The organism is Vibrio tubiashii ATCC 19109 (assembly GCF_000772105.1).
Classification (GTDB): domain Bacteria; phylum Pseudomonadota; class Gammaproteobacteria; order Enterobacterales; family Vibrionaceae; genus Vibrio; species Vibrio tubiashii.
The window spans coordinates 2156474-2169501 of sequence record NZ_CP009354.1; the positions used below are offsets into that span (position 1 = coordinate 2156474).

Below are 13028 nucleotides of genomic sequence, written 5' to 3' on the forward strand. Positions count from 1 at the left end.
TCGCTAAGGAGTGAGAGGATTATCAAACATCCGATGGGGTATTTCAAGTCTAACACCGAATAAAACGCCTCTTTTCGTTTCAACTGCTTAGTCAGTAACCATTAATTGAGATAATGGACGTTTTTACCCTCATTGATGTCTTCGTTAGCGCACTGTTTTGACTGCTGTTTATGCTGATACATGGCTTCGTCGGCTTCGTTAAGCACTTCTTGCAGGCTCATAAAGGTGCGCCGCGGTAACGAAATACCGATAGCAACGGAAATATCGAAAGAGAGTTTGTACGCTTGCGAGGAGAAAGGAACCACCTTGAGCTTTTCTAGCATGGTACACACACTTTGTTTCTCAACCTTGCCGACCAAAATAAACTCATCGCCACCGATTCGATAGCAGCGCCCTTTCCATACTCGCTCAATATGTTCGGCGACACTTTTCAGCACTAAATCCCCTACCTCATGACCATAGGTGTCGTTGATGTGCTTAAAATGGTTCACATCAAGATAGATGACCGTCATATCGGCACTAACACCACTGCTAAATCGTTGATGCATGGCACGGCGGTTCTTTAAGCGTGTTAAAGGGTCAGTATTTGACTGACTGTGCAGGTACATTGAGACGATCAGCATAAAGCCAATCACCATTACGAACAGAATATGGCTTTTTCGTGAGAATGCCTGTTCAGCTTGCAGTGTCGCGCGCCAATTGGGTTGATAATCATACCGTTCGACAGTAGATGCGATATCAAGCATTTTTATCGCTCGGCTAAATAGAGGGGCGAGCTCGGCACCGACTTCGTTTTTAACAAATCCAATCGCGACATCTGAGCGGTAAAAACTGCCAATCAGCTGATCCTCTTCGAGCGGGAGTAAATCTTTCGATTCGCGTAACTTTTTATTGAAGCTTGCCCGGCTGGTTGCCATGTAGTCGATATCACCGTTTAGCAGCGCGGTATAAAGTTGCTGGGAGGTCGAGAATGACTTGAGCTCTTTATTAGGTAAGAGCTGAGAAAGCAGATCTGCAAAAAAGTCATCTTTTAACACACCGATTTGCTCAACAATCAGCTCTGATACATTGCTGTAAACATTATCCTTGTACCCTTCACGTTTAATCATTACCACTTCAGGGAAGTAGTACGGGTCACTAAACTCGGCAATCTGTTTTCTTGGCTCCGAAACAATCAGTGGGGCAATAATATCAATCCGCTTGGCAACAAAATCTTGGTACATGCTCTCCCAAGTTTCATCGGCATTACTTACCACTTGGCAGTTAAGCATCAATATTTGACAAGACTGCATGACCACATCGGCGCTTATCCCCGTCACCTGACCATCTTTATGGTAAACCGTGTATTGACCAACATTCTCTAGCTTAACTTTGTAGGTTCGATTGAGATTCAAATTGCTATCAATAACAGACTGACGTAAAGCTTGTTGACGTAGTTCAAACTGATATTGCTTCACCGACTCCCTTAAGCGCTTCTGAATTTCCGCGGTATGGATGTATGCTTCGATAGTCGCAAGTAAGTCCCTATGCACATCCTTGGGCGCAATGATTGAAACAGGTTTAATCGACAATTGATTGTTAAGCAGTTGAGCATCGTAACCCGCCAGCAACATCGGTTTTAACTGATTGATCGCATCCACGATGCCATCAACCTTATTCTGTTCAAGGAGTGCTTTAGCGTGATCATGCCCAGTGTATTCAATCTGGGCGATATCTGGATAGTTGACGGAAATGAGCTCACCGTAGATCGTGCCTTGCGGAATACCAATAACCTTTGCAGAAGCCAAAGTGGCGTTTTGTAAGCTATATAGGTAAGTGAACTCAATATTGGTTGGGCTTGAGAAATCAAAATACTCAGCACGCTCTGGGGTAAAAGTCACGTTAGCAGCAAAATCTGCATTCCCTAACTTAACAGCTTCAAGAATGTCATTGAAGCTTGGGTAATAGACGTATTCAATCTCAATCCCAAAGCGTTCAGAAACCGAATCAAAAAGGGTGCGCGTAACAAAATCATCGGCCTCAATCCCTACTTTATAGGCAACATTACTCATCGCCACGGGCGCGCTGAAAATAGTAATGATGAGAAGAGTCGTTCGCCAGATAAGGCCCATTTCGCCCAAAATCCCTTTTGAATAGTTATAATAGGTCAGCAAACTGCCCTATTGGTGTAAGCCTTTCCTTGACTGACTAGAGCAGATTTTCGGCAATTTTGACACAACAAGTTACATATGCCAAGCCTGCATGTTCAATCATAAAAATGGATTTATTATATATCTTGATTTTCTTCTACACTGCGCAGAATGTAGTCTGTCATCCAAGCTGTACCTAGTAGGCAAATCCATACCACAAACACCGGATTCGGTACTTCGATATTGGGTGAAACAACCAAGGCGGCAAAGCCAACCGTTGGCAGTGTCCAGCAAAGCAGCTTACTCCAACGAAAGGTTTTCAGCTGAGACAAGCTCTCCATCGAAGCCATGATACCCGTGATACATAAAGCAATTAATGCAGCATAAGAGAGGTCAGCGATCCAGAGCGGAAGAATCAATCCAAGCGCCCACCAGCTATGATTATTTGATGGTTTCCAATGTGAAGCCGCCCACCAGATTACCGCAACCGATAGGGTTTGAACGAGAGTGACAATCGGCTCTCCTGCTAGCTTATCTCCGGCTTGCGTGACCATAATACCTATCAGTAAGGTCGCGACGATTAAGAAGCTAGTGAGTACCACACCGAGACTACTGCGTCTTGAAAAAGCCACCATTAACAAAGGAAATAAGACCCACAGGCTAACTGAAAGTGTGATAGGTTGATGAGGAAGGGTTAAACCATAGGTTGTCATCGCGGCCATTAATACCAAGCCAACAAGACCGCCTTGAGGGAAAATCCACAATGCAGGGATTACCAAGGCTAAGACCGGAATATCGCCTTCACTAATGCTGATAGCTCTAGCACAAACTACAGCTAACAGAGTTGTCACTAAGAACTGAAATGTAGAAAATACCATGCCCTCTCCTTATCCATTCCTTGGAAATCTGTACTAGGACACAATCATTATGGACCAGTTTTTAATGCAAATCTTTGCAGTAATTCACCAAATTCCCTTAGGAAAAGTCAGTACTTACGGTGAGATCGCAAAAATGGCGGGTTATCCCGGTTACGCACGCCACGTAGGAAAAGCGTTGGGAAACTTGCCTGCTGACAGTAAATTGCCTTGGTTTCGTGTGATTAATAGTCAGGGTAAGATCTCACTTAAAGGGCAAGATTTAGTACGCCAACGTGAAGCGCTGCTCTCAGAGGGGATCGAAGTTAGCAACGATGGAAAGGTGAAGTTAAAAAAATATAGATGGCAGCCGTAACGCTACCACCTTATCTATTGAGGTTTGCTTACCTAGTGACGCACTCCAACAAGACGCAAATCCACCTCACTGGTCTTGTCAGCATCCGTGATCACTGGGTAAATGGTATCAGTGATAAAGCGCAGCTTACCATTCACTTCGATACGAGCACTGACGCTATAACGATGGCGTGGGTCAATCTTTGAGGTATGGTAAGCCAAATCAAACTCAAACGGCGATTGCGCGCCATTGGTCTCAAAGCGGTGTTTAGCGATAACCTTAGCAGGAGCATCAGCCAAAGAGACATCTTGCAAAGTCACGGTAATCAATGAACCTTTTGGCAATGCAATTCGCTCTCGGTAAGAGACGGTTCCTGTCACGCTTTCGACTTTATTTTGTGATTGAGTTGTCTCGGCAGATTGGCAGCCCACAAGTACCAAACCTAGTACTGCTGTAGCGACTAGCGCGAATATTTTCTTCATTGAATACTCTCTTAACTTATTAGATTTTCGAGAATTATAAGTAGCCTCTATTAGCTTGTCATTGCAATTCGATGATTATTGACAAGACTTTAACTATGTTGAGTTTTGCCTGACATAGAAATCAAACAACTGTTTTATTTGTCACTAAACTGGGTAAAATACCACCTAGATACAAAGAATATAAGGTAGAGAAAATGAGTAAACCTCTAAGTGAATTGCTAGACTTGCTCCAACTTGAAAAGCTAGAAGAGGGCCTGTTTCGAGGTCAAAGTGAAAACTTAGGGCTTCCTCAAGTCTATGGCGGTCAAGTGATTGGCCAAGCCTTATCCGCAGCGCGTTATACGGTTGATGCAGACCGTACTGTTCACTCGTTCCATAGTTACTTCCTCTACCCTGGTGATCCTGAGAAACCGATTATCTATGACGTAGAAAATCTACGTGATGGGCGCAGTTTTAGTACGCGCCGTGTTAAAGCCATTCAAAATGGTCGCCCGATTTTCTACTTAACCGCGTCTTACCACGGTGAAGCTCCGGGGTTTGAGCACCAAAACACCATGCCGGATATTCCGGGACCTGAAAACTATGCCTCAGAGTCAGAGTTAGCGGAACGTATTGCTGACTTTTTACCAGAAAAACTAAAGAAGACCTTCTGTGGTGAAAAGCCAATTGAAATGCGTCCCGTCACTGTCGTTAACCCTCTAAAACCAGAGAAAGTCGAAGCAAAACAGTATCTGTGGATTAGAGCAAACGGCGAAATGCCAGATAATCAATTGATCCATCAGTACTTGCTCGGCTATGCCTCTGATTGGGGTTTCTTAGTGACGGCTCTTCACCCTCACGGCGTCTCTTTAATGACTCCGAAATTCCAAGTCGCCACTATCGATCATTCGATCTGGTTCCACCGCCCATTCAAGATGGACGAGTGGTTGTTGTACGTCATTGAAAGTCCAACCGCGAGCAATACACGTGGTCTAGTGCGTGGTGAGATTTACAATCGCAATGGTGATTTGGTCGCCTCTGCGGTACAAGAAGGCGTCATGCGCTTTACTGAGTAGACTCTCCACCTTTCAAGAACAGCCTCCTAACGGAGGCTTTTTTAATGTGTATGTCCATGTGACCGTTCAATGCTAAAGCCACTAAAGCTAGAATCTACACTACCTTTGAAGCAATTAATCACCCAAGGGAATGCGTCGGTAACGTAATAACCGTACTGACCATTCACCGTCATGCCGTTACATTCATCGAGGTCTCCCAACCCTGCTGAGTACTCCCAGTCGCCTCGGAACTGCCCGTCATAATTGCTGCTCGCAACGTTGCCACCTACAACGGGAGCCGTATAGCTTCCCACATCAACACGAGCCCCCGTTTTCAAGCGGTAGCTTGAGGTCGCTTTACGAACCTGACTGGTTGAACTATCTAGGAAACAACTGCCATAAATTGGGAACCCATCAGCAGCAAAGCCTATTACTGGAGAGGCCTCTCCCCCCGCACAATCTTGGACGAACATGGCAACGGGATTGCCGTGGTAGTGATACTCCCCGGTAGGCTGGACATGTGCATTGTGAATATCGGTACCAAAGCCGTTTAGAGACGACATCGGATCGTAGCGCCACGGATTATTGATTTCACTTTGACCACAGCCCGTACGTTCATCCCCCACACCGTAGCAAGCAGCCGCCAACAGATCGACCTTAACGCCGTTAAGTAGAACTGCTTCTGACGTCCCTAAGCTTAACGCAGTAGTAGAACCTACAAAGCTAGGTGAAGCGGTAAACTCATAGTAGGTCGATTGCTCGGAGACGTTGGTGGCAAATGAAGCCGTCACATCATTGAAGTCATGGTTCGGAATCGCATTCGACTGAATAATGCACTTACTACCGCTCGACGTTATCTGCGTTTGACCGGTGTAAATGAGTGAGCGTTGGATGTCATTCACGGTAGAAAAGAAGGTACCCAGATATTGTTGGCAATCACCTGAAAGATTTGCAAATAAAAGGTTAGTGATGTTATTGCCTGATACCGAAGGCGTTGATGTGGTGCTGCTTGAGTCATCTCCGCCATTGCAGCCACTAAGTAGTGTCGCTGCAATGGTTAAACTCAAGACATGAGTTGATGGTAATACTGACATTTTATTCATCCTTGTTATGTGTATTTACTGTCAGATTAGTCACACTTAACAAGTTTCAAAATGAGCTTTACTTGGCTTTACCCTGCCATACACTCCTTTACGTATGGCATATTGGAAGAGCTGTGGTGTATTTAAGAGGTTCCATGGCAAAGGTAGAGGTCACGTTAGAAATACCTTCGACGGAATTCACCAGTTTTTTATAAAAATGATCAAAGCACTGCATATCTTTAACCAGCACTTTCATCATGTAATCGTACTCCCCTGCCATGCGGTAGAACTCCATCACTTCGGGGAATTCTGACGCAGTGGATACAAACTGGCTATACCACTCGTGAGAATGGTCGCTCGTCTTAACTAACACAAACGCAGTGAATGACAGATCGAGTTTTTCTGGGTTAAGCAAGGCGACTCGTTTTTGAATCACGCCCGCTTCCTCAAGCTTTTTTAGCCGCTTCCAACATGGTGTCGTGGTTAGATTAACCGCTTCCGCGAGGTCGTTGAGAGACAAGGTCGCATCGTTTTGCAATAGGTCGAGCATCTTGCGATCAATTTTATCAATATCCATATCCACACACTTCTCAAAATAGAAAAATTTTCTCCATATTAAGCAAAAGACAATAAAATTGGCAAAGCTTTTCTCTCTACAAATAGGTAAATTAACCTCATACCGAATTGAAGGAGAACCTCTATGTGTACTGATCATAACTGGATTAACAATGCAGTTCGTAAAATCGAAGCCGATTACCAACGCAGCGCAGATACTCATTTAATCAAGCTTGATCTTCCAAGTATTGAAGGGATCGACGTCTATCTGAAAGATGAAAGCACGCACCCAACAGGTTCTCTAAAACACCGCTTAGCGCGCTCGCTGTTCCTGTATGCCATTTGTAATGGTTGGGTAGGGCCGGAGACAACCATCATCGAATCTTCTTCGGGAAGCACTGCCGTCTCAGAAGCCTACTTTGCTCGCTTGCTTGGTCTGCCTTTTATTGCTGTGATGCCAAAATCTACAGCATGTAAGAAAATCGAGCAGATCGAATTTTACGGTGGTCAGGCTCACCTTGTAGATCGCTCAGATCAGATTTATGCAGAGTCACACCGCCTAGCAAAAGAGTTAAATGGCCACTATATGGATCAGTTTACCTACGCCGAGCGAGCAACCGACTGGCGCGGTAACAACAATATTGCCAACTCAATTTTCAGTCAGATGGAAATGGAAGATCACTCAGTACCCGCTTGGATCGTGATGAGTCCAGGTACTGGTGGTACCTCAGCAACTATTGGTCGTTTCATTCGTTACCAACAACACGACACCAAATTGTGCGTAGTCGATCCTGAAAACTCAGTATTCCACGACTACTTCAAAACCGGCGATAAAAATCTCACCGGCAACAATGGAAGCAAAATTGAGGGCATAGGTCGCCCACGCGTAGAGCCAAGCTTTATTCCTGGCGTAGTGGATGAGATGCGCACCATTCCAGACGCAGCATCTGTCGCAACGGCGCACTGGCTAGAGAAAATTTTAGGTCGTAAGGTGGGCGCTTCTACCGGAACAAACCTTTACGGCGTTCTACAAATTGCTAGCGAAATGAAAGCGCGTGGAGAAAAAGGCTCTATCGTTACTCTGCTATGTGATAGCGGTGAGCGTTACTTAGATACTTACTACAACGCAGAATGGGTTAAAGAGAATATTGGTGATACGCAGCCATACTCTATCAAACTAGAACAGTTTGAAACGACAGGCCAGATTAGCTAACTTCAGCCATGCCTCTATATCCTTTGGCTAGATATACAAAAACCGCTACTCATTGAGTAGCGGTTTTTTAAATCTAGGGTATGTGGACCTAACGATTACTTTTTGTTTTGACGCGCTTCGAATGCCGCTAATTGCTCTGGTGTCGCTTTCGGTTGATGGTTTTGCTTCCACTCATCGTAAGTCATGCCGTAAACGCGTTCGCGAGCGTCATCAATGTCTAAATCAAGACCTTGCGTTTCCGCCTCAGCTTTGTACCACTTACTGAAACAGTTACGACAGAAACCTGCCAAAATCATCAGATCGATATTTTGCACATCTTTGTTGTCATCCAGATGTGTAAGCAGACGACGAAATACCGCTGCGTCTAGTTTATCTTGCTCTTCTTGGGATAGATTTTTGTATTTAAATTCAGCCACTTTACTTACCTTCTCATCGTTTCTTCGTTGTTTTTGTTCTAGGATTGTATCAGTCTAATTGGAGTAACCTCAATACAAAAACGCCCGAGCAAAAAGCTCAGGCGTTTTTCAATTTCAATGCTGATTAAGCTTGGATACCAACAATTAACCAAGGTGCGTTTGGTGCAGTTAGATCGCGCTCTAAGTGCCATACGTCGGTAATATCTTCTTCGATACCTTCAACTGCGTCACGGTAACGTCCGCTGAACTGAAGGCTTAGCTGAGCTTTGCTCGCATCGTAATCCGCACGTACAATCTCGGCATCAACATACATCACATCAGTGTGCTGCTCACCTTCAAGCTTAGCGCGCTCTGAGATAAGGTCTTGATACAAGCTTGGCGAAACGTATTCTTCAATCGTTTCAAGTTGGTTGTGGTTCCAAGCACCTTGCAAAATACGGTAGTGCTCACGAGAACCATTAACGAAAGCCGCTTGGTCGAAACCCGGTGGGTAGTTATGTGGTACATCTGTTTGTGCACCAAAACCGAAACCACCCGTTTGAGCACCGCTATTTTGTGGCTGTTCAAAGTTGTGAACATTAGGTTGCTCAAACTTAGGCGCTGAAGAACCACCAAAAGCCGGTTGTTGGCGATTCTGATTCATGCTGCCCTGCTTAGCGCCAAGCATGCCACGCATTAGTTTAAAGATAACAAATGCAATCAGACCCATGATAAGAATATCCATAAACTGGATACCTTCAAATGCACCACCAAAGAAGGCAGCAAGTAGACCACCTGCTAGTAAACCACCTAGCAAGCCGCCCATCAGACCTTTTTTGCTTGAGCTTTGTGTTTTACCCGCTTGGTCTTTACCAATAGAGTTTGTGTTTTGCTGTTGCTGCTTAGGCGCTGGCGCCGTTTTGAAGCTCTTGCCGAACGATTTACCGCCGCCAAACTTCTTCGCTTCTGCTACTGGCGTAATCGCAACGGATACCATCAGTAGAGCAACAAGGGAAAAGAGTCGTTTCATATTCTTCCTTTGAGGTTCCTGTCAAGGTTATAAACTTATACTTATTACACTATATTAACTCTAGCAGCCCCATATTCAAATCAAAACGTCTCCGACACATGTATCAGAATATTGCAAATTACCCATGCGGTTGTTGACGATATGGGTAGAGGCTCATTAGAATATTGAACATTGTTCATTTTAGATTACTCACCATGGCCCGAAGAAACGATCATACGCGAGAAGAACTTATCGCGCTTACGCTAAACACTGTTAAAGAATTTTTGGCAAGCAACACTTATCATGAGTTGAGCTTGCGAAAGGTAGCGACAATGATCGGCTATGTTCCAAGTACTCTAGTCAATGTCTTTGGCAGCTATAACCTATTGCTACTCCACGCTGTGGCTCAAACCCTAGATGAGCTTTCGGAAGAAGCAAAAGAAGTGGTTTCTCAGTGCCAAGATCCTAAATCAGCGCTGTATGAACTCGCCTACTGTTATCATGATTTTGCTCAGCGTCACCCACATCGCTGGCAGCTAATCTTTGAGCACAACATGAATGGTGAGACGCTGCCAGAATGGCAAGCCCAGCGTATTGATTCCATGACAGGTATGCTTGAACAACTATTGCAATTGATTGGACCTGAACGCAGTCAAGCAGAAGTGCTTCAAGCAAGTCGTGTATTATGGTCTGGCGTTCACGGTATTACGCTGTTAAGTGTCGACGATAAATTCTTTGCTGCTGAACCGATTGATGGAAAAGAGCTGATCGAAAACCTACTCTCTAATTATTTGAGCAACTGGTGATCTGCGAATGTCGAATAGCCAAACTTCCCTGTTAGGACAGAAGCGCTTTCTGCCTTACTTCGTTACTCAGTTTTTTGGTGCCTTTAACGATAATATTTTCAAAAATGTATTATTGCTATTCGTTGCATTTGCAGGTGCTGGAGCACTGCCTATTTCCAGCAACTTATTTATCAACCTAGCGGCAGGGCTGTTCATTCTTCCCTTTTTCCTTTTCTCTGCCTCCGCTGGTGTTCTTGCTGATAAATACGAAAAGTCTTGGTTTATTCGTAAAGTGAAGCTCGCTGAAATTGGCATTATGTGCTTGGGCGCGATCGGCTTTATTACTGAAAGCTACGTGATCTTGCTGATATTGCTGTTTCTTATGGGCACACAATCGGCATTTTTTGGCCCAGTGAAGTATGCTCTTCTTCCTCAGCAGTTAAAGCCTAACGAGTTGGTTCCAGGCAATGCACTAGTCGAAACCGGTACTTTCCTCGCGATCTTGTTAGGTACGCTTGGCGCCGGTGTGATTGCGTCAGCAGAAAACGCCAAGTATGTTGCAGCTGCTTGTGTAGTACTGTTTTCCGTGTTTGGTTACATCTCTAGCCGTTCTATTCCTGAAGCACCCGCCTGTGCGCCGGATCTTAAATTCAAATGGCAACCTGTTAAGCAAACTAAGAAAACCATCGCTATTGCTAAAGCGGATAAAACTATCTTTCGCGCACTGATGGCAATCAGTTGGTTTTGGTTCTTAGGTGCAGCTTACCTGACTCAGTTCCCGAATTTCACTAAGCTCTACCTTAACGGTAGCGAAAGCGCGGTATCTTTCTTACTCGCGCTATTTTCTGTCGGTATTGCGGTTGGTTCATTAGCTTGTGACAAGCTGTCTAACCATAGAATTGAAGTCGGTATTGTGCCGCTAGGTAGCTTAGGGATCACCATTTTTGGTGCGCTGATGGCAACGTCCGTTCCTCAGCAGTTACCCGAGTTTGCAAGCTTTAGCGAGTTTGTCATGCACAAACCTTTGTGGTCCGTGTTTTCTTACCTGCTGTTACTTGGGGCTTCAGGTGGTATCTTTATTGTTCCCTTGTATGCTCTCATGCAGCAAAGAGCAAAAGTCACTGAGCGAGCGCAGGTTATCGCTGCACTAAACATCTATAACTCGCTATTTATGGTTGGAAGCGCAGTGTTAGGCATTGTTTGCCTAACCATTATTGAGCTAACCATTCCGCAGCTTTTCTTACTGCTAGCAGTACTTAACCTTTTAGTGGCGGGCTACTTGTTTATACAAGTGCCTATTTTCGTGGTGCGTTTTTTAATGTGGGTTATCACTCATACCATGTATCGAGTCAACCATAAGAATACGCAAAACTTACCAGAGAAAAGTGGCGCTTTACTCGTTTGCAACCACGTGAGTTATATGGATGCCTTGCTGCTCAGCGCGGTGTGTCCAAGGCTGATCCGTTTTGTGATGGAAGAAGAGTACGCCAACTTGCCGCCACTAAAACGATTCTTACAACGTGCTGGAGTTATCCCTATTTCGGCCAGCAACCGTCGCTCAATCGTCAAAGCATTTAATGATGTTGAACAAGCGCTGTCTGAAGGCCATATCGTGTGTATTTTCCCTGAAGGACGCCTCACTTCCGACGGTGAGATGAATGAGTTCATGCGCGGGATGGATATCATTATTAAGCGCAGTCCTGTGCCTGTCATTCCAATTGCACTTAAAGGACTTTGGGGGAGTTACTTCAGTCGTCACAAAGGTTCTGCATGCAAAGGGTTACCAACACGTTTTTGGTCGAAAATTGAAATTGAAGTCGGCGAACCGGTTGACCCAGCAAATGCTTCGACTTCCGTTATGCATGATAAAGTAGCGACATTACGAGGCGATTGGCGTTAAACCCAATAATGAAGTTTCGAACGTGCGTTAAGTTTTTCTTAACGCATGTTCAATTCATTCAACTCTCTTTATCGTTTTGGGTTCGCTAAAATAGTGCTTTCCTATTTGATCTCCCCCTACCTCAATAAAAATAATGAATGACTTCAACAAGCAACTCCCTTTTTGGCTTGCACTCACGATTTGCTTAACTCCATTTATCACCTCCCCTACCGCTTTGGTGATTGGATTTCTACTCGCTTCGCTTGGTTTAGTTCCAAAAAAGTTCAACCTCGCAAAGCTCACCAAAAAGCTACTGGCCTACTCAATCGTTGGCTTAGGGTTTGGGATCCAATTCGAACAAGCGTTAGCCGTAACCTCTGATGGCATTGGGCTCATCATCGCGACCATTGTTGGCACGCTGGTTATTGGATGGTGGCTTGCGAGAGCGATAGGGTTAAACAAGCAGACTGGATATCTTATTTCTTCAGGAACGGCTATCTGTGGAGGTAGTGCGATTGCCGCGGTGTCTCCAGCTATCAAAGCCAACGACGAGCAAATTGGCTTATCTCTCGCAACAGTTTTTGTGCTTAACTCTATCGCGTTATTTGTTTTCCCCGTGATTGGACATGCACTTAACCTCGATCAACACACTTTTGGTACATGGGCCGCGATTGCGATCCATGACACCTCTTCAGTGGTGGGAGCCGCTTCAGCCTATGGTGAAGAAGCATTAACCACGGCAACGACACTTAAATTAGCGCGTGCGTTATGGATCATTCCTGTCGCCTTTGTCAGTGCATTCCTATTTCGCAGTGAGTCGAAAAAAATCACCATCCCTTACTTTATCTTGTTTTACTGCGTCGCTATTGCTGTGAGCGACTTGTTGCCGCAATTTGAAGTCATTTATCAAGGCATATTCGATATTGCCAAGCGAGCGCTTGTCGTTTGTTTGTTCTTGATTGGATGCGGAATTTCAGTGGAAAAGCTTAAGTCTTCAGGCCCGAAACCTTTGATGTTTGGTGTTACTCTGTGGGTTCTAATCTCAACCACATCTTTAGCTTGGTTGTTATTAGCCTAAGCGGCCGATGTCTTTCGCAGCTTGAGCTCGTTTTTTCTGTTTAAAGCTAAATACGATCCCTAACACGAGCAAGAATGCTGAAAGCTCGGCTAACGCTCGTGTTAGACCCTCACTTTGAACGGCAACAATGATCTGTAAGATCACCGCAATAACCAAAATCGCTCTCATATCCTTATAC

14 protein-coding genes are annotated in these 13028 nt (G+C 44.8%); 6 read left to right on the forward strand and 8 right to left on the reverse strand.

Features of this window, described 5'->3' with window-relative positions; all coding sequences use genetic code 11:
- Positions 1-101: 101 nt before the first annotated feature.
- The gene (locus IX91_RS09710; protein WP_004748241.1) at positions 102-2111 is read right to left on the reverse strand and encodes a GGDEF domain-containing protein; all 2010 of its coding nucleotides are present in this window, start codon (positions 2109-2111) and stop codon (positions 102-104) included.
- A 155-nt stretch (positions 2112-2266) separates the two neighbouring features.
- The gene (locus IX91_RS09715) at positions 2267-3007 is read right to left on the reverse strand and encodes a VP0952 family biofilm-associated protein (protein ID WP_004748243.1); all 741 of its coding nucleotides are present in this window, start codon (positions 3005-3007) and stop codon (positions 2267-2269) included.
- Positions 3008-3056: 49 nt separating this feature from the next.
- On the opposite strand from IX91_RS09715, the gene IX91_RS09720 reads away from it, so the two are divergent.
- Positions 3057-3359, forward strand: coding sequence for a DNA base-flipping protein (locus IX91_RS09720; RefSeq protein ID WP_004748245.1), 303 nt, complete (start codon positions 3057-3059; stop codon positions 3357-3359).
- Positions 3360-3391: 32 nt separating this feature from the next.
- On the opposite strand, the gene IX91_RS09725 is transcribed toward IX91_RS09720, so the two are convergent.
- Positions 3392-3820 carry a YbaY family lipoprotein gene (locus tag IX91_RS09725; RefSeq protein WP_004748247.1) on the reverse strand — a complete coding sequence of 143 codons (429 nt, stop codon included), beginning with the start codon at positions 3818-3820 and terminating at the stop codon, positions 3392-3394.
- Positions 3821-4014: 194 nt separating this feature from the next.
- Here IX91_RS09725 and tesB point away from each other — a divergent pair, with 194 nt between their 5' ends.
- On the forward strand, positions 4015-4875 hold the full coding sequence (gene tesB / locus IX91_RS09730) for an acyl-CoA thioesterase II (RefSeq protein ID WP_004748249.1): 861 nt from the start codon (positions 4015-4017) through the stop codon (positions 4873-4875).
- Between the two features lie 41 nt (positions 4876-4916).
- Here tesB and IX91_RS09735 read toward each other — a convergent pair whose 3' ends face one another.
- Positions 4917-5948, reverse strand: a complete 1032-nt coding sequence (locus tag IX91_RS09735) for a YHYH protein (protein ID WP_004748251.1) — start codon at positions 5946-5948, stop codon at positions 4917-4919.
- Between the two features lie 97 nt (positions 5949-6045).
- Entirely contained in the window at positions 6046-6513 is a 468-nt protein-coding gene (locus IX91_RS09740; RefSeq protein WP_004748252.1) for an Lrp/AsnC family transcriptional regulator, read from the reverse strand.
- Between the two features lie 123 nt (positions 6514-6636).
- Between IX91_RS09740 and IX91_RS09745 the strand changes: the two genes are divergently transcribed.
- Positions 6637-7704 (forward strand): PLP-dependent cysteine synthase family protein, encoded by a 1068-nt coding sequence (locus IX91_RS09745; protein WP_004748254.1) that lies wholly within the window; start codon positions 6637-6639, stop codon positions 7702-7704.
- Positions 7705-7799: 95 nt separating this feature from the next.
- On the opposite strand, the gene IX91_RS09750 is transcribed toward IX91_RS09745, so the two are convergent.
- Positions 7800-8120: a DUF1244 domain-containing protein gene (locus IX91_RS09750; RefSeq protein WP_004748255.1), complete on the reverse strand. Its 321-nt coding sequence runs from the start codon at positions 8118-8120 to the stop codon at positions 7800-7802.
- A gap of 124 nt (positions 8121-8244) precedes the next feature.
- A complete protein-coding gene (locus IX91_RS09755) occupies positions 8245-9129 on the reverse strand; it encodes a Tim44 domain-containing protein (RefSeq protein WP_004749324.1) in 885 nt (294 codons plus the stop codon).
- 194 nt (positions 9130-9323) lie between these two features.
- Between IX91_RS09755 and IX91_RS09760 the strand changes: the two genes are divergently transcribed.
- The 3 genes from IX91_RS09760 (at position 9324) to IX91_RS09770 (ending at position 12850) form a co-directional block, all read left to right on the forward strand.
- On the forward strand, positions 9324-9914 hold the full coding sequence (locus IX91_RS09760; RefSeq protein ID WP_004748257.1) for a TetR/AcrR family transcriptional regulator: 591 nt from the start codon (positions 9324-9326) through the stop codon (positions 9912-9914).
- 7 nt (positions 9915-9921) lie between these two features.
- A complete protein-coding gene (locus tag IX91_RS09765) occupies positions 9922-11793 on the forward strand; it encodes an MFS transporter (RefSeq protein WP_004748259.1) in 1872 nt (623 codons plus the stop codon).
- A gap of 133 nt (positions 11794-11926) precedes the next feature.
- Positions 11927-12850, forward strand: coding sequence for a YeiH family protein (locus tag IX91_RS09770; protein WP_004748261.1), 924 nt, complete (start codon positions 11927-11929; stop codon positions 12848-12850).
- On the opposite strand, the gene IX91_RS26650 is transcribed toward IX91_RS09770, so the two are convergent.
- Positions 12842-13018 carry a hypothetical protein gene (locus tag IX91_RS26650; protein WP_004748262.1) on the reverse strand — a complete coding sequence of 59 codons (177 nt, stop codon included), beginning with the start codon at positions 13016-13018 and terminating at the stop codon, positions 12842-12844. The two genes, IX91_RS09770 and IX91_RS26650, sit on opposite strands and share 9 nt — an antisense overlap.
- Positions 13019-13028: the final 10 nt, after the last annotated feature.